The organism is Cohnella faecalis (assembly GCF_003570905.1).
Lineage (GTDB): Bacteria > Bacillota > Bacilli > Paenibacillales > Paenibacillaceae > Cohnella > Cohnella faecalis.
On the sequence record NZ_QXJM01000039.1, the window covers coordinates 1,617,676 to 1,635,226 of the forward strand.

Genomic DNA, 17,551 nt, shown 5'->3' on the forward strand with positions numbered 1-17,551 from the left:
GGGACGAGGTACCATACATTCGGCGGGAAATGCGTTCGAGAGCGCAACAGTGGGACGAGGTACCATACATTCGGCGGGAAGTGTGGTCGAGAGCGCAACAGTGGGACGAGGTACCATACATTCGGCGGGACGCGTGATCGAGGGCGCAACAGTGGGACGCAGTACATAAATTCGGCAGGAAGTGCGGTCGAGAGCGCAACATTACGGCGTTAAGGACACAGGCGTGCAATTGCAGAATGGCATGGTCCTTACCATTGAGCCTATGCTGACGTTGGGCGATTGGGGCGCTTATATTGAAAATGACGGAGGGACGGCATTTCATCACACCTGAGGGTGTGATTTTTCTTTATGAAATTTTTACCAAAATTGATCTGGAAATGGTTGACATAGAAGTCGCGATAAACTATATTCTTGTCAGGGATCACTGGCCAGAATACCCTATATTTATTAATTATTTCCAAATTAGGGAGGCGGGAAATTTGAAGAAACTTTTTTCATTGCTTGCTGCAGCCGTACTTTGCTTAAGCTTTTCGACCAGTGTGTTTGCGCATTCTTTCGAGTACAGCACTACGCGTGATAATGTCAGAACTCAGGTTTATACGTATAGCGCAAGCCACAGCCATAGCAGTTTATTGCTTACAACCTATAGCTGGGACAACACCGATTATCACCCTTCCATATCCGTTCTTGTAACTGCAAGCGGACATGATCATTACGGAACACTTTCGAAATTCGCCGCTTCTTCAAGCTCGCCTTACCATTATTGGACGAGCAGCTACTGCTATATTGACACTACCTTCACTGGATTTTACAAAGGGTACGTGTACGACCTGGTATAAGGAACTGATTCGCTCCGAGCGGATTGCTTCCGAATAGATTAGGGACAAGCGCTTCTCCTTGCGGCAATAAGCAGCCGACTCAACAAACTCTGCCAAGGAGAAGACGCTATGTCTTTAGGAGAGCTTTCTCTTCCGAGGAAGCTGTTTTTTCTTGGAACCTCTTTGTATAGTAGAGGAGTTGATTAATTGATGAACGGTAACAAAGCCCAACGCGCCCGACGTTTGATTTGCGCGCTTCTTATCTTGATAGTATTGATTACGGGGTGTAATAACGCGGGAAATAACCCGGCTGTCGAATCCGGCAGCTTGTTCGAGGAGAAGGAAATATCGATTCAAACGGATTTTGAATTGCTTTCGATCCGGAAGGCGAACGATAAATTCGTTTGTTCCTATAGGGACCCGCAAGATCATTCCTATCATTTGGCTTATACGGATTCCAAATTTACGAAAATCAGTCCGATCTTGAATGACGCGGGCAACTTGATTCCTGCTGCCGAGCTTTTAGATATAGAGAACCCTTACGGGAAGTTCAATATCGGTGCTCGCCTCGTTTACGATTTGGACGATAATGGGAATATATACATCCTGCAGTATGAAACCGTGAAAAAGGACGATTTGCCTTATCCCTACGGTAAAAAAATGATTTTTGCTTACAATAAAGACGGAGTTTTGACGAGAAAAATTTCAATTGAAAACTCAGATCGAATTCCTGATATGCAGCCGGGCGAAATAATCGCGCAAGACAACCGATTTATTATCGTTGCCGGAACCGGAATTCAGATGGTCGATTTAGAGGGGAAGACGATAGGGGAGATTGCGGTCCCTTCCAATAAAGCCGTCGATGTCGTGAACAAACAGGAACAGACTGTGTCGATCGGAAGAATTATCGATGCAGCTCTTATCAATAAGAATGAAATGGTTATCCTTCAAGATCAAATGGATCGCATAGATTTAATTGCGTATAACTTATCGAACCAAAAAAACGTATGGACAAAAACGTTCAGGGAGCATTTCTTGCCGGTAAAGATTCAATTTGAAAAGGAGCAAGATCGAATTTTCGTCGCGTCTAACGACAAGGTTATATCGTTCGGCGCAGATGGGGCGGAAACGGGAGAGGTTATAGATTTCAACCAGTATGCCGCCGGAATCGATAACTCGACAATAATGAATGGCGACAAAGCTCTTGCTCCGGGGTATTTCGTTTTTGAACAGCCTGATTTCATGAATGTATATATGGTTACTTCTCCGATAGATCCTCAAATTAATAAAATATATTCCTATCGAACGCTGACGGGGAACGAAAAGGCCGAACGGATGGCGGCGATTGAAAAAGAGCAAGCAAAAAAGACGAATGTAACCTTGTTCGTACCTTTCATTGAGTACGGTCTCGAACAAAAAATTGCTCAATATGAACGGCTGAATCCACATATAAAAATTAATCTCATATCCTATCGAAAAGATGCAGAAGAATTTAACCCTGCCGAATATTCAAAGTATGCCGATTCTCAGCTGCTCTCGAACAAAACTCGTTGGGATATCATGGCTGTCCAGTTATTGCCCTATGAGGATTATATTAAAAAAGGATACCTTGCGGATATCGACCAAATTGCCTCGGAACAATGGATCAAGGGAAAGGAACGGTTTTTTCCTAACATTATCGATTCCGTCAGAGTAGACGGCAAACTGATGATTGTTCCCGCAAGGATAGCGATGCATGTCAATTTGGCCGATAAGAAGACGGCTCGGGATTTACCGCCGCTTCAGTACAAATGGAGCGATCTTATCCGGCTTTCCAGCGATGCCAAAAAATCGAATTCCGGCATAAAGTCATGGTCGTTTTTCGGTTCGAACGGCTACCAGTTTCCGTTTACTTATGAAGAAATAATGGATTCATTTCAAACCGATCTCTTGTCCGCACAAGGCAGTCCGGAAGGTCAGAAGCAATTATTGACCCAATTTTTGGATACGATGAAAGCGATCGGCATAAAGGGGGACCATGCGCAGCCTCCTGGCGACAATCCTTTGTTTCATTTAACGCCGTTCATACCGTCGCATTTCCCGAACTACATTGAATTAATAGGGAACGAGAAAATGCTGCTTCCAAGTCCCGCTTCGCCGAAATCGGGCAAGCATTCCTTCACCTTACAGGAAGGATATTCTATCAATGAAGACAGCAAAGTAAAGGAAGAAGCTTTGAAATTCATGCTGTTCCTTATTGAAAGTGTCGATCCGAACAACCTTATATTCAAGAAATCCTTTGACAATTTGAAGGAGCAATTAGGAACGTCCGATCAACGCCGAAATGCGATTGAACAGCTCAGGACGATTGTCGCGAGCTTGAATGCCTTGCGCGATTTGGATAATCGAATTACGGACGCGGTATTAAGCAGGACGGAGCAATACGTTAATGGAATAACGGATAAAGAAACCGCTGTTCGAACGATCCAGGACAAATTACGGGAGATCGAGCGCGCGTATCCCGGCAATTGACGAAGAAAAGCCGGAATTATTATAATTAATGCATGACTATGCCAATTTTATCCACCAAGCTTTATATACCTCCGCCTCGGCCTAACGCTATCAGTCGCAGCCGCCTGACCGAGCGTTTAAACGAGGGTCTGCATCGCAAGCTGACCCTCGTCTCCGCCTCGGCAGGCTTCGGCAAGACGACGCTGGCAAGCGAATGGATCGCCGGTTGCGGACGGTCGGCCGCTTGGCTGTCGCTGGATGAGGGGGATAACGATCCCGCACGCTTTCTGACTTATCTGACCGCTGCCTTGCAGACGATTGGAACGAATGTCGGAGAAAGCGTGTTCGGCATGCTCCAATCGTCGCACTCGCCGCCTATTGAATCGATTTTGACGGCTCTCCTTAACGAAATTCATGCCAATCCGAACCCCTTCGTCCTCGTCCTTGACGATTACCATGTTATCGATGCCAATCCGATCGACCAAGCCCTCGTCTTTCTTCTTGAGCGTATGCCCCCTCAGATGCACGTGGTCGTCGCTACGCGCGAGGATCCGCAATTTCCCTTGGCGCGGCTGCGCGTCCGAGGTCAACTGACAGAGCTTCGCGCTGTGGATTTGCGATTTACTCTGACCGAAGCAGCCGGATTTCTCAATCAAGCGATGGGGCTGCACCTTTCGCCGGAAGACGTCGCCGCGCTTGAAACCCGCACCGAAGGCTGGATCGCCGGCTTGCAATTAGCCGCCATCTCCATGCAGGGGCATAAAGACGCCGCCGGCTTCATCAAATCCTTTACCGGCAGCCACCGTTTTGTGTTGGATTATTTGGTCGAAGAAGTTTTGCAGCAGCAATCGGATAGCGTGCAGGCTTTCTTGCTGCGCACCTCTGTACTCGACCGCATGTGCGGTCCTCTTTGCGATGCCGTTCAGCGCCCCGATGATTCGACGTCCGGACAAGAAACGTTGGAAGCTCTCGAACGCGCCAACCTGTTCATCGTCCCTCTGGACAATGAGCGTCGTTGGTATCGCTATCACCATCTCTTTGCCGAATTGCTGCGGCAGCGATTGAGCCAAAGCGCCGCCTCGTCCGCAGGAGGGAAGGGGAGCGGTGCGGCCGAATTGCATATATGCGCCAGCATATGGTACGAAGATAACGGCTTGGAGATTGAGGCCTTTCAACATGCTGCGGCCGCGAACGATATCGAGCGCGCAGCTCGCCTGGTGGAAGGAAAAGGAATGCCCTTGCTTTTTCGCGGAGCGGTCGGCCCCGTATTGAACTGGCTTGAGTCGCTGCCGGCGACGGTATTGACCGCGATGCCTTCCTTATTGGCGATGCATGCCTCCGCGTTGTTGTTGATCGGACAATTGCCAGCAGTCGAACAGAAGCTTCAGGCTGCCGAAGCGGCGCTGCAAGGCGTCGAGCTGGACGAAAAAACTCGCGACCTTGTCGGACATATTGCTTCAATAAGGGCGGCGATAGCTGTCAGCCAGCATCAAGTCGAGACGATTATTGCCCAGTCGCGCCGCGCCTTGGAGCATTTGCATCCCGACAACCTGCCTGTCCGCACGGCCACGACCTGGACGCTGGGCTATGCCTGCCAGCTTCAAGGGGATCGTACTGCGGCTAATCGGGCCTATACAGAAGCTATATCGATCAGCCAGACGATCGGTCACCTCATCATTCTCGTTTCGGCCACTATCGGTCTCGGCAGCTTGCATCAATCGGAGAATAGGCTTGGGCTGGCGGAACAGACTTACAGGCGAGCTCTGGAGCTGGCAGGCGATCCGCCCATGCCGATTGCTTGCGAAGCGCATCTGGGTCTGGCTAAATTAGCCTATGAACGGAACGAGCTGGATGCCGCCGAATGGCACGGACAAAAGAGCGTACAGCTTGCTCGACTGATAGAAAATACGGACCGATTCGTTGCCTGCGACGTATTTTTCGCCCGCCTGAAGCTTGCTCGGGGAGATGCAGCCGGCGCGGCGGCTCTATTAGCCAAGGCCGGCCAGCTTGCGCGCCAGCATCGTTTTATGCATTTGATGCCCGAGATTGCGGCCATCCAGGCGCTTGCGCTGCTGCGCCAGGGCAATCCGACGGCAGCCGAGCGTCTGGCTCGTGAGTACGATCTCCCCGTTAGCCTGGCCCGGGTACGTCTGGCCGTTGGAGATACGTCCGCGGCATTGGCGGCGTTGGAGCCGTTGCGCCGCCATGCGGAGGCGCGCGGTTGGGAGGACGAACGGCTCAAAGTCATGATCCTGCAAGCTGTCGCCCTGTATGAGCATGGCGACAAGGGCGGGGCTGTTCGACTGCTCGGCGACGCGCTGGCGCTGGCAGAGCCGGGAGGTTTCATTCGTCTGTTTGTCGACGAAGGAGTTCCGATGGCCCGACTGTTGATCGAAGCGTCCGCACGCGGGATCAGGACGGACTATGCGGCCAAGCTGCTGGCCGTATTTGAAGCTGCAAGCCTATCGCGCCCCTTGCCGCTTGCCCAGCCTCTAATCGAGCCATTGAGCGAGCGCGAGTTAGAGGTGCTGCGGCTCATTTCCGAAGGGCTCTCGAATCATGAGATTTGCGAGCGTCTTTTCCTTGCCTTGAGTACGGTAAAGGGACACAACCGTACTATTTTCGACAAGCTGCAAGTTCATAGACGAACCGAAGCGGTGGCGCGCGCCCGCGAGCTTGGATTGCTTTGACCTTCGGGAGCTACACGTACTGGGATGCACTTCCCGCTCGAAGAAGGGTACCTCATCCCATTGTTGCCCACTCGGACACACTTCCCGCTCGAAGAAGGGTACCTCATCCCATTGTTGCGCGCTCGGACACACTTTCCGCTCGAAGAATGGTACCTCATCCCATTGTTGCGCGCTCGGACACACTTTCAGCTGGAAGAATGGTACCTCGTCCCATTGTTGCGCGCTCGGACACACTTTCAGCTGGAAGAATGGTACCTCGTCCCATTGTTGCGCGCTCGGACACACTTCCCGCTCGAAGAAGGGTACCTCGTACCATTGTTGCGCGCTCGGACACACTTTCCGCTCGAAGAAGGGTACCTCATCCCATTGTTGCGCGCTCGGACACACTTTCCGCTCGAAGAATGGTACCTCATCCCATTGTTGCGCGCTCGGACACACTTTCCGCTCGAAGAATGGTACCTCATCCCATTGTTGCGCGCTCGGACACACTTCCCGCTCGAAGAAGGGTACCTCATCCCATTGTTGCGCGCTCGGACACACTTTCCGCTCGAAGAATGGTACCTCATCTCATTGTTGCGCGCTCGGACACACTTCCCGCTCGAAGAATGGTACCTCGTCCCATTGTTGCGCGCTCGGACACACTTCCCGCTCGAAGAATGGTACCCCGTACCACTGCTGCCCGCCCATCACGCTTATTAGAGCTATCCCATTGGCCTATATGAACCATTCGGGGCATCCTCCTGCTCTTGCATTCCTCCCGGCAATGCTCTCAAACCATACTTTAGTATGTACCCCTCTAAGCGCTTTGCCAGTAAACTGGTTGTAAATTGAGCCAGCGCCAGCGATTGCCGGAAGCGGCTCCGAAAGGTGCAAGGCGATGACAAACAAACATAGCTCGAAGGCGAGTCCGAACGGGGCGATCGTATACCAAATCAGGCTCGGAGGCCACCTCGACCGCCAATGGTCGGACTGGTTTGACGGTCTGACCGTCACTCTGGCAGACAACGGCGATACGCTTTTGACCGGCCCGGTAGCCGACCAAGCCGCCTTGCACGGATTGCTGAGAAAAGTACGCGATCTTGGCATGTCTTTGCTATCGGTCGTCCATGTCACCGAAGAAAACTTAGGAGGAATCCCATGAGAGCAATCAAATGCGCGAAATACGGAACGCCGGATGTTCTTCGGCTCGGAGAGGTACAAAAACCGACGCCCAAGGACAACGAAGTCCTGATAAAAATAAACGCGACTGTAGTCACGCCGGCAGATTGCGCTTTTCGAAAGGCCGACCCTTTTATTACGAGATTTTTTTGCGGTCTCACGAAGCCCAAATTCGTACCTGGAGTCGAGCTGGCCGGGGAGGTCGAAGCGGTAGGCAAAGATGTGACGCTGTTTAAGAGAGGCGATTCCGTTTTTGGAGCGGCCGCTACCGGCTTCGGCGCGCATGCCGAGTACAAATGTTTGCCCGAGACGGGAGTTGTGGCGCTCAAACCGTCCAATATGTCCTGCGAGGAAGCCGTCGCTGTCTGCGACGGGGGATTGACCGCACTGACTTTCCTTAGAGACATCGCGAAAATACAGAGTGGACAAAAAATTCTTATCAACGGCGCTTCCGGCGCGGTCGGTTTGTATGCGGTACAGCTGGCCAGGTACTATGGGGCAGAGGTTACGGGAGTTTGCAGCACTACGAATGCAGCATTGGTCAAGCTCTACGGCGTCGATAAAGTCATCGATTATACGAAAGAGGATTTTACGAAAACCGGACAAACTTACGATATTATTTTCGATGCGGTGGGCAAAAGTTCATTTTCGCATTGCAAGGGCTCGATCAAACCAAGAGGAATGTATCTTGGAACCGTCCCTACGCTGGCCATCCTTTTTCAAACGCTATGGACTTCAAAATTCGGCAGCAAGAAAGCTATATTTTCGGCAACGGGGCTAAAGCAGAGCAAAGAAAATCTGATCTTTCTCAAAGAGCTCGCCGAGGCGGGGGAGATCAAATCGGTCATCGATAGGCGCTACTCCTTGGAACAGATCGCAGAAGCGCACAGATACGTAGAAACAGGGCGCAAAAAAGGAAACGTTGTCATTACTTTGCCACAGTAATAATTCAAGGAGCTGAGCCTCCGATTCATTCCGGCATAAGAGGCTCGATTCCGCAAGAACCCGCTCAAACACACCGAAAGGTGTGTTTTTTGCTTCATTCTCTCCCTGATTACAAAGGAAAATTAGGGAATATGTCGAATGACCTTAGTACATGGAATGAATCGAAAAGCAGTGCAGCTGCGTATTCCTATTATTAGGAAGAGGAGGTAAAGCGTTGACCGGCACAAAGTATTTAAAGCTTCTAGGACTTATTCTAGTTGTCGTAATATCGGATATTCTGGTGTTCTCGCCCGGATTTATCGGGCTGGAGATAGGCGGAAGCGCCCTCGCAACGGCGTCCGGGGTAACCTTGCTGTCCGCCAGCGCGCTTGTGCTGCTATACGGGAGCTATGCGCTGCTGTTTAAACAGCCGGTCGTTATACCGGTCAAGCAAATCAAGACGCATGAAGACTATGTGGAAGCATTGTCTCGATACAGACAAGTAAAAGTGCTGGAGGACGATATCGCACTCGCCCTGGAGCAGATGGACCGAATGACGAAGAAGAAGGACACTTTGTTCGGCGTTCTAAGCCAGAGATTCGATCCGACGGAGCTAAGCTTCAAGAAATTCGCTTCCGTCGCGCAGGAGGTTGAGAAGCTGTTCTATCTTAACGTCAGGAGTATTCTGAACAGGCTCCACGTTTTTGACGAGTCGGAGTATAAGAGTGTTATGAGAAAGAACTCCGCTTCTTTTTCGCGGGAGCTCCTGCAAGAGAAGACGAATGTATACAATGAGTACTTGTCTTTCGTAAAAAGCTCCCTGGGCTCCAACGAGGAAATCTTGCTGAAGCTGGATAAGCTGCTGTTGGAAATTTCCCGCTTGGACAGCTTTGAGCCGGGGGATATAGAAAATATGCCATGCATGCAGGAAATCGACTCGTTGATTAAACAAACCAAATATTATAAACAGTGAGAGGTGCGCTAAGTTGGCGAAGAAAAGCAAGTTTTTCCTCATATCGTTTTTCCTTCTGGTCATCGTATTCGCTCTTGTCTATGTAGGTGTGAACTTGACTTCCAACGTTGGGAAGTCCAAAACCGAGGTAGCGTCGGAAGACGCAGGCAAGCAGTTGAACAATCTGTACTCCGATCTATCGATCAATACGGCCGCGCCGGTAAAGGGGCAAATCGACCTGGATCCTGCCGACATCGCCGAGTCTCTCCCCGATATTTCCAAGTTTCCGATAACCGTGAACAATACGACGGATCAATTCGTCGAAATTTTCTCTTCCACGGAGAAGTCGGGAACCGGCGTTGACGGCTGGCTCACCGAGACCGCGACTGCATTTAATGAGGCGAAGATAGATGTGAACGGAAAGCCGGCTTCCGTCAAAATTCGCAATATCGCTTCCGGTACAGCCGCCGATTATATTAAATCCGGAAAATATGTGCCTGACGCGTACACCCCTTCCAATGAGCTGTGGGGAGAAATGGTCAAGGCGAACGGCGTCAAAACGCAGCTAATAACGAAGCGTCTCGTCGGGAACGTTCCCGGCATTGTGATCGCCAAAGCCAAATACGATGCTTTGGTGGATAAGTATGGCGCGGTGAATGTCAAAACCGTCACCGAAGCGATAGCGAACAACGAGTTCTCCATGGGATATACGGATCCTTTTGCCAGCTCGACAGGTCTGAACTTTCTCGTAACGGCGCTCAACACGTTCGACAGCTCGAACATTCTGGGAGATAAAGCGGTTCAGGAGTTCGAGAAATTCCAAGCCAACGTCCCCTTTATTGCTTCCACAACGATCCAGATGCGCGATGCGGCCAAGTCGGGAAGGCTCGATGGATTCGTGCTGGAGTACCAAACCTATGTCAATGCGGCGGATTTGAAAAGCGGCTATGTGTTCACGCCGTTCGGCGTAAGGCACGACAGCCCGTTGTATGCGCTAGGCGATCTTTCTCCAGACAAGCTGGCTATCATTAACAAGTTTACGGAATTTGTCGGCCAGGATAGTTATCAGAAGGCTGCACAGGAGAAAGGTTTTAACCAGCTGGAGGAGTACAAGTCGGAGCTGGCCGCCGTCGACGGCAATCTTCTGTCGTCCGCACAAAAGCTCTGGAAAGAGAAGAAGAACGGCAGCAAGCCTATTGCCGCCGTCTTCGTAACCGACGTCTCCGGCAGCATGGACGGCGAGCCTCTGAACCGTCTGAAAGAGTCCTTGCTGAAGGGACAGAAGTTTCTAGGTAAAGACAACAGCATCGGCCTCGTCTCTTACTCGGACGACGTAACGATCAATCTCCCGATCGGGAAGTACGACACCAATCAGCAGTCGATGTTCGTAGGCGCGGTCAACAGCCTTCAAGCGGGCGGCGGCACGGCTACCTTCGACGGCATTATCGTAGCGTTGAAAATGCTCCAAGACGAGCTCGCCGTCAATCCCGCCGTCAAGCCTGTCATCTTCGTCCTGAGCGACGGCGAGACGAACAAGGGCAACTCGCTTAAAGAAATCAAAGGGCTGATTGAGAACTACAAGGTGCCTATTTATACGATTGGTTACAACGCCAACATTAAGGCGCTTCAAAGCATTTCGAGCATCAACGAGGCGGCCAGCATCAATGCGGATACGGACGATGTCGTCTACAAGATCGGCAATTTGTTCAACGTTCAAGTATAAATACAAATCACGAGGAGGATTACGATGTCATTTTCGATGGAAGTAGCGAGCCCGGAAGAAATCAAGACGGCGATCGAGCAAGAGGTTAAGCCGGTGCCCGAGGAGCTTGCTAAGCTCAAAGAGGCGGCCGATTCCAATGTGGCGACGATCATGGCGCTGGACCTGGAGTCGCTTGAGAAGCGGAAAGAAATTTTGCAATCGATCGACACGTTCGGTCTGAATACAATGAAATCGTCCTCGGACAAAAATTCCCTGCTTCAAGTGTCCGTCGGCAATCTATCCAAGACGGGAGACGAGGGCGGTCAAGTAGCCAAGGGGTTGGCCGAGCTCCATACTCAGTTGAAGGATTTGGATCCGAGCGTCATAGACTTCGCCAAGACAGGGTTTCTGGGCAAGCTGTTCAATCCGCTCCGAGCATACTTCCTCAAGTATCAAAAAGCCGACGCCGTCATTGCCGACATTGTCGTCTCCCTCGACAAAGGGAAATCGACGCTCAAGAACGACAACACGACGCTGGAAATCGAGCAACAGGCGCTGCGGGATCTGACCAAGAGGCTGCAAAAGGAAATCCAGCTTGGCGTATTGATGGATGAGTCCATCGAGTCGCAAATCGAAGCGGCGAAGCTTCGCAATGAAGATGCGGACAAAATTCGTTTCATAACCGAAGAAGTGCTGTTCCCTCTGCGCCAACGGGTTATGGACCTGCAGCAAATGCTGGTCGTCAATCAACAAGGGATTATGGCCATCGAAGTGGTCATCCGAAACAACAAAGAATTGATCCGCGGGGTAGACCGGGCGAAGAACGTGACTATCTCGGCGTTGAAAATTTCCGTGACCGTCGCCAGCGCTCTTTATAATCAGAAGATCGTGTTGAAGAAGATTGAACTGTTGAATCAAACGACGAACGAGCTGATTGCCGGCACGTCCAAAATGTTGAAGGAGCAAGGAGCGGCGATTCACAAGCAATCGCTGGAGACGAGCATATCGGTTGATACGCTGAAGCAAGCCTTCACGGATGTGCTGGCGGCTCTCGATTCGATCAGCACCTACAAGCAGGAAGCGCTGCCGAAGATGCGCGAGACGATCGGCCAGTTCCGGGAGCTTGCCGAAACGGGCGAGAAGCAAATTCAGCGTCTGGAGAAGGGGCATAAGCTCGGGCTATAAGATCCAATACAATCGAATGAGCCTCCATAACCACCATTAAAGTGGGGATGGAGGCTTGCTTTTTCATTGTAATGAGAATCGTTATCATTTATAATGGGCTTGTCATGGCTGAGGCAAGGGAGCGGTACGAAGCAATGAAATTACACGAGCATATCATGATATGGAATCATGTGTTTATAAAAGTTGTTGATGTTCGCCATACGGCAATGGATAAGGGGGAGGAGCTGCGCGACTACCGGCTGCCAGGAAGCGGATTCCTCTACGCCGTGCGCGGCAATGCCCGAATTTGGATGGATTGTAAGCCGCATAGGGTTGATCGGTTTCATCTTTTTCATGGCGGAAAAGGGACAAGTCTGACCATCTTAGCCGACGATGTGCTGGAATACTACTTGATTTTATATAAGGCGATCCTTGCGCTCCCTGGCCGTCAGGAGCTTGTAAAGCTGATGGAGGAGGACAATCTTTTCCGTTATCAATATGCATTTGTCCCGATCTATCCGCTGTCGTTATTTGACAGCGTCGAACGGCTGGACAAAGAATGGCGCAAGTCCGCTATGCTTGACCATTTGCAAGTAAAAGCGATATTTTTTCAGTTTGTTCACGAGTTGCTCTGGCAGCTGCGGCGGCAGGATATCGAACCGTTCAAGCCCGATCTGGTTGAATTGGCCACCCGCTATATTCACGAGCATTACGATGAGCCCCTAACGCTGGACGCTCTTGCGAAGGCGCTCGAATGCAGCGCAGGACATTTGTCCAGACTGTTCAAGAGTAAAATACAAAGCAGCCCCATTCATTATCTGGGTCAGGTGCGGGCAGACAGAACGGTTCAACTGCTTATGCGGACAGACGCCACTTTGCAGGAGATCGCCGAACGCGTCGGATTTCCGGATGCCCATTCATTAAGCCGCAGCTTCAAGAAATATAAAGGCACGTCTCCTGGACGCTATAGGAAAAAGAATAGTATGGACAGGCAAGATCGCGATTTGCCCGAATTTATGCAAGGAATTGCCGTGTTGCAAAATAAAGCTCGCCCTTATAATGATATTGAAAATCATTATCAACAAATAACGGGGAGAGAGTTATTCATGCAAAAAAGAACCAAAATCGCGGCAATGACCGTGGCGATGTGCGTGACCTTATTGCTTAGCGCATGCTCGGGTGCGGCGAACACAAATAGGAACGCGCAAGCTGAGGCAAGCCAGCCGACGGGAACCCAATCCGAGCAAGCTTCCAAAGCTCCGCAGGCGGAAACGCCGAAGCAGACGAGAATAGTGTCAACTCCAAAAGGCGACGTAGAGGTTCCGACCGAGCCTAAGCGCGTAGTGGCGGATCAATATATGGGGCATCTTTTGAAGCTTGGAATTGTACCGATCGGCGTAAGAACCTTTATGCTGACCGAAGGCTGGATGGATAAGGCCGGCATTGAGAAAGAAACGTTGGCGAAGATCGAGGATATGGGCGGCTTTCCGATGAATTTGGAGAAAATGGTAAGTATGGAGCCGGATTTGATTATCGGCTCGGTGGAAGAGAACTACGAGCAATACGATAAGGTCGGCACAACGGTTTTTCTGCCCTATTGGGAAGGGAAGTCTACGGCAGGACCGCTGGATAAATTCAGGAAGGTCAGCGATATTTTCGGCAAGCGGCAGGAAGCGGAGAAGTGGATTGCCGAATACGAGCAAAAAGTGACCGAAGCACAGGAAAAGCTCAAGGGCGTTATTAAGGACGGCGAAACGGTCTCGGTTGTGCAATTCTCGGAAAAAGCGATCTACGTTCTGGCTGCAAAAGGCGGGAATTACGGGTCTGCCACCATCTATCAGATGCTGAAGCTGCCGCCTACGGATGCCGCGGCGAATATGGAGGAAGGATTTAAATCTATTTCCATGGAGATTCTGCCCGACTACTTGGGAGACTATATCTTTGTATACAATGGAGATGTCGAGGCAACCCGGAAGGCAATGGAGAGCGATTTATGGAAGGGCATACCCTCTGTGAAAAAGAATCACGTTTATTTGTACGGCAATTCGTTCCACGATGAATTCGTCATGGAAGACCCCTACTCGCTGGAGCTTCAGCTTGATACGATCGTCAATCTTTTGTTGGGCAAATAGCACGAACAGGAAACGGCAAAAATGCCGTACGGGCTGCCGAGAAATTCTCGGCAGTCTTTATTTTGTTCATGGGATTGATTAATGGAACTTCGCGTTTGTGCAAGATCGTATACGATCGTATAATATCGCCTCATGCATCCCTGTGCTATATTCGGATTGTGCAAATGAAGTGGGGAAAGGAAGAACGTAATGATCGCATATAACAGGGAACATGATTTCGTTATGGTAAAGCAACACGATCACGGCCAACTGGCCGGCGAATTGGCGAAGCGGCTTCAGCCGGAAATAGTGGGCAGCAACGACAGGTTGGAGGATTTCAGGCTGGCGGTAAGCGAGCACGACAGCGGATGGATGGATCTAGACGAAGTGCCGCTCTGGAATGACGTCGGCAATAAACCGTTCGGAGTGGAGGATTTGCCGTTGTTGTTGCGGCTTCCCTTCTATCGGCGGGCTCTGGAAAAGATCGCGGAAACAAGCGAATATGCCGCGTTGCTCGTCAGCATGCACTATACGACATTTCAGCCGGGCGTATTATCCCATATGGTCGGAGGATTTCATGAGCGCGCCCTGCCCTATCTGGAACGTTTAAAGCGGGAACAGCTTGAAATCCGCGCAAGGCTGGAATTGATGGAAGGGGACCGGGCCCGGCTGCTCGAACACCATCTGAATCTGCTGCAGCTTTGCGACGAGCTGTCTCTTTATCTCTGTTTTCAAGACCCCGGAACGCCGAAGGATAAGGAACTGCTGCCCTATAAGGACGGATTTCAACGATCGGTTTCCTTTTTGGACGGTGTAAAGCTTTCGGCCGAATGGACGGAGCCCGGACACTTGAAGCTTACTCCGTTTCCTCTTTGTAAGCCGGTTCAGCTTACTTATGCCGCGAAATACGTTTCGAAGGATCGAATCGGAGATATCGGATTGGCTGCGGCCTATTCGGAAGCGCCATTACAAATAAGAGCGTTCACGGTGGGCTAATTTCCATCAAACTCCGGATGAGCTGCGATCTGTTTTTGGTGCCGGTCTTCCTGAAAATATTGGAAACGTGCTTTTTAATCGTAATTTCGCTGAGATACAGCGATTTTCCAATCTCGTTATTGGTCAGCCCCTGTAAAACAAGACTTGCGATCTCCGACTCCCTGCCGGACAGCGCAATGTTGGGGACGGATAACGGAATGCCGGCCATATGGGACATCCCGTGCAAGTACGATAGAAACCGGTCTTTACGCAAATCAAGCATATAGGTCGGAGCCGGAGTATTCTCGCCGTAATCATAATGTGCGGGGACGTCGGCTTCACGGAATCCGAGCGCCAAGAGCAGCTTCCGGTAAAAGGAATCCGGCGTCGAGACTAGCAGCAAATTACCGTATTGCAAGTATTCGAGCCAATAATTTAGCAGCTCGGAACGCGCTTCGCTGTCGTTCCCGTCCTCTACGTCGAGCATACGGAGAACCCATCCGGCCTGAGTATGGCGAGGAGCCGCCAAAGCGCTTCGATCCTCTTCGGACAAAGCCCGGAAAAAGGAGCTTGTGACAGGTTGCTCCGATAAATAATTCAATGTTGACCGGTTAATCGGAATGGCGGCGACAAGACCGATCATCGAGCCGGTATCGTTGCGAAGCAGCTTGACGGAATCGAGCTCCAGGGCAAGCCAATCCTCGGGACGTGCGAGAACCGCCCGCTTTTCATCTTGCCGGGGATCCATATGGAAGGTATAGGTTTGCTGTTTTTGATTATCGACGTAATACGCTTGTTTGGTTTTGGCTTGAAATTTCCGCTTGTTCAAATATCGCTTGACCTCGTGAAAGTTGCGGCGGTCCATCGTCTCGAGCCGGTTTTTGGAATTGATGCCGCTATGCTGAAATACCGACCGAACCATCGAATCCGACACGCAGCAGATGTAATCGCGAATATCCGCCGCCGAATGAACCGAGCTTGCCCTTCGATGGATAAGCGCGTACCAATAGTTCGCGCATCGAATCAAGCCGCCTTGATACTGCTTCGGCATTCTCTTTTTGAATTCGCTGTGAATCGTCTCCCTTATCCGATCTTGCATAACCCATCCTCGCGCGCTCGCCTTGACGAAGGACAGCCTCGTGATGGAAGCGAATTCGACATCCGTTACAGGGAATCCGCGCATGTACCCCAGAAGCTCTTGGTTAAAAGTTCTGGGGATCGACATGTATTCGATAAGAGAACGCATCTCTTCCGTTGTCGTTTCTTTAAGCCAATGCTTCACCAGCTCGGAATTCAGCTCTACGAAAGGCAGGCTCGCCAGATCGGGGCAACGCGACAGCAACGGGACGGTCAGCGACAAATATAGCGGGTGCCCGCCTGAAACAACCCAAGCCTTTTCTATCGCGGCTTCATCCACGATATCGTTTCTCGCCAAATATTCCGACACGTCATGCTTTGAGAATTGTTCAAGCGGCATCGACGCTATAAACCGGCGCCAGGCAGGGGACGAAACCCAGGAACCGTCCAACGGGGTGCGTCCCGCCACGACAATTCGGACGTTAGGCTGCAGCCCGCGAAAGAAAGCGTCCTGAAGCCAGCCGTCCAGTCCGCGCATCGTTGCGTACTCGTCGAGGAAGAGGACGAAACGATGACGATCGGCCAAAATGTTCATAATATTCAGACAGTTATGCAGAGCTACGGCTTCCGGAAAGTCGGCGGAGACCTCGTTCGAGGCCGGCTGCTGCAGGGATGTCATGACGGCTGCGATAAAGGCTTCCGGAGTATGCCGAAACGTCCGTGCATCCAACTGGCATACTATTCTGCCTTGGGCTGCGGCTATGCGGGCAAATTCCCTAAGAAGATAGCTTTTTCCCACTCCTCCGGTTCCGTAAACGTTCAAGATGATCTCGGAAGAGCCGGACTCTCTCAGGAATGAGACGAAGCGCTCCGTTTGTTCCGTCCGTCCGACAAAATAATGTTCTTCAAGACGATTTATAGCATCGTATATGAAACGTTCGCTCATCGGTTCCCTCACGAAATTCATTATGCCGCAACAGGCACATTATAGGATTCTATAGTCATTATTATAGTGAGATTAACAAAAATTGAAAACATAATGGGAGTTGTCGGATCGGTGCGAATTGTTTATCACGCGTCGCGTTTATTGCTGGGCATTATTTTTATAACGGGCGCCGTCAATGCAGTGTGGATTCACGTATTGGGGCATGCTTCGTTCATGCCTCTTAACGAAAAAGCGACGAACCTGATTTTGGAAACTCATTACCTGTATACGCTGGTCAAAATTTTCGAAACGGCCGGAGCCATGCTGTTGCTGCTCAATAAGTACGTCGGCCTAGGCGCGCTTATTCTCTCGCCGGTTGTCGGCAACATTCTCTTCATGCATATCGTTTGGGATCCGGGCTTCGTGCCCGTTGCTTTGCTGATGGTCGTCGCGGAAGCGATCTTGATCTGGAAGTTTCGAAGCAGGTATAGAGTTTTATTCGAGAGATAAATGCAGACAAATCCATCTCATCCCGTCTTATCATGTTACAACCGTTCGTGATGAG

The 17,551-nt window shown here is 50.8% G+C and carries 12 protein-coding genes; 11 read left to right on the plus strand and 1 reads right to left on the minus strand.

Annotated elements, in window-relative coordinates; translation table 11 throughout:
- Nucleotides 1–293 precede the first annotated feature (293 nt).
- The 10 genes from D3H35_RS20465 to D3H35_RS20515 all read left to right on the plus strand — a co-directional run bounded on the left by D3H35_RS20465 (nucleotide 294) and on the right by D3H35_RS20515 (nucleotide 15,005).
- On the plus strand, nucleotides 294–839 hold the full coding sequence (locus D3H35_RS20465; RefSeq protein ID WP_147355903.1) for a hypothetical protein: 546 nt from the start codon (nucleotides 294–296) through the stop codon (nucleotides 837–839).
- A gap of 189 nt (nucleotides 840–1,028) precedes the next feature.
- A complete protein-coding gene (locus tag D3H35_RS20470) occupies nucleotides 1,029–3,329 on the plus strand; it encodes an extracellular solute-binding protein (RefSeq protein ID WP_119151000.1) in 2,301 nt (766 codons plus the stop codon).
- Nucleotides 3,330–3,361: 32 nt separating this feature from the next.
- Nucleotides 3,362–5,998 carry a LuxR C-terminal-related transcriptional regulator gene (locus D3H35_RS20475; RefSeq protein WP_119151001.1) on the plus strand — a complete coding sequence of 879 codons (2,637 nt, stop codon included), beginning with the start codon at nucleotides 3,362–3,364 and terminating at the stop codon, nucleotides 5,996–5,998.
- A gap of 877 nt (nucleotides 5,999–6,875) precedes the next feature.
- On the plus strand, nucleotides 6,876–7,139 hold the full coding sequence (locus D3H35_RS20485) for a hypothetical protein (RefSeq protein ID WP_119151003.1): 264 nt from the start codon (nucleotides 6,876–6,878) through the stop codon (nucleotides 7,137–7,139).
- Nucleotides 7,136–8,101, plus strand: a complete 966-nt coding sequence (locus tag D3H35_RS20490) for an NAD(P)-dependent alcohol dehydrogenase (protein ID WP_119151004.1) — start codon at nucleotides 7,136–7,138, stop codon at nucleotides 8,099–8,101. Before D3H35_RS20485 ends, D3H35_RS20490 begins: the two co-directional genes overlap by 4 nt.
- A gap of 214 nt (nucleotides 8,102–8,315) precedes the next feature.
- Entirely contained in the window at nucleotides 8,316–9,053 is a 738-nt protein-coding gene (locus D3H35_RS20495; RefSeq protein ID WP_119151005.1) for a hypothetical protein, read from the plus strand.
- Between the two features lie 13 nt (nucleotides 9,054–9,066).
- Nucleotides 9,067–10,755 carry a VWA domain-containing protein gene (locus tag D3H35_RS20500; protein WP_119151006.1) on the plus strand — a complete coding sequence of 563 codons (1,689 nt, stop codon included), beginning with the start codon at nucleotides 9,067–9,069 and terminating at the stop codon, nucleotides 10,753–10,755.
- A gap of 24 nt (nucleotides 10,756–10,779) precedes the next feature.
- Complete coding sequence (locus D3H35_RS20505) at nucleotides 10,780–11,919, plus strand: toxic anion resistance protein (protein WP_119151007.1); 1,140 nt, start codon at nucleotides 10,780–10,782, stop codon at nucleotides 11,917–11,919.
- A gap of 134 nt (nucleotides 11,920–12,053) precedes the next feature.
- Nucleotides 12,054–14,030, plus strand: coding sequence for an AraC family transcriptional regulator (locus D3H35_RS20510; protein WP_119151252.1), 1,977 nt, complete (start codon nucleotides 12,054–12,056; stop codon nucleotides 14,028–14,030).
- Between the two features lie 189 nt (nucleotides 14,031–14,219).
- A complete protein-coding gene (locus D3H35_RS20515) occupies nucleotides 14,220–15,005 on the plus strand; it encodes a DUF3891 family protein (protein WP_119151008.1) in 786 nt (261 codons plus the stop codon).
- On the opposite strand, the gene D3H35_RS20520 is transcribed toward D3H35_RS20515, so the two are convergent.
- Nucleotides 14,992–17,007 carry a LuxR family transcriptional regulator gene (locus D3H35_RS20520; RefSeq protein ID WP_158594205.1) on the minus strand — a complete coding sequence of 672 codons (2,016 nt, stop codon included), beginning with the start codon at nucleotides 17,005–17,007 and terminating at the stop codon, nucleotides 14,992–14,994. The two genes, D3H35_RS20515 and D3H35_RS20520, sit on opposite strands and share 14 nt — an antisense overlap.
- 111 nt (nucleotides 17,008–17,118) lie before the next feature.
- Between D3H35_RS20520 and D3H35_RS20525 the strand changes: the two genes are divergently transcribed.
- Nucleotides 17,119–17,496: a hypothetical protein gene (locus D3H35_RS20525; RefSeq protein WP_147355904.1), complete on the plus strand. Its 378-nt coding sequence runs from the start codon at nucleotides 17,119–17,121 to the stop codon at nucleotides 17,494–17,496.
- Nucleotides 17,497–17,551: the final 55 nt, after the last annotated feature.

Bases quoted from the DNA above. Each gene is read 5' to 3' on its own strand.
- D3H35_RS20470 (WP_119151000.1), top strand. From the start codon at position 1,029: ATGAACGGTAACAAAGCCCAACGCGCCCGACGTTTGATTTGCGCGCTT.
- D3H35_RS20475 (WP_119151001.1), top strand. From the start codon at position 3,362: ATGACTATGCCAATTTTATCCACCAAGCTTTATATACCTCCGCCTCGG.
- D3H35_RS20485 (WP_119151003.1), top strand. From the start codon at position 6,876: ATGACAAACAAACATAGCTCGAAGGCGAGTCCGAACGGGGCGATCGTA.
- D3H35_RS20490 (WP_119151004.1), top strand. From the start codon at position 7,136: ATGAGAGCAATCAAATGCGCGAAATACGGAACGCCGGATGTTCTTCGG.
- D3H35_RS20505 (WP_119151007.1), top strand. From the start codon at position 10,780: ATGTCATTTTCGATGGAAGTAGCGAGCCCGGAAGAAATCAAGACGGCG.
- D3H35_RS20510 (WP_119151252.1), top strand. From the start codon at position 12,054: ATGAAATTACACGAGCATATCATGATATGGAATCATGTGTTTATAAAA.
- D3H35_RS20515 (WP_119151008.1), top strand. From the start codon at position 14,220: ATGATCGCATATAACAGGGAACATGATTTCGTTATGGTAAAGCAACAC.
- D3H35_RS20520 (WP_158594205.1), bottom strand. From the start codon at position 17,007: ATGAGCGAACGTTTCATATACGATGCTATAAATCGTCTTGAAGAACAT.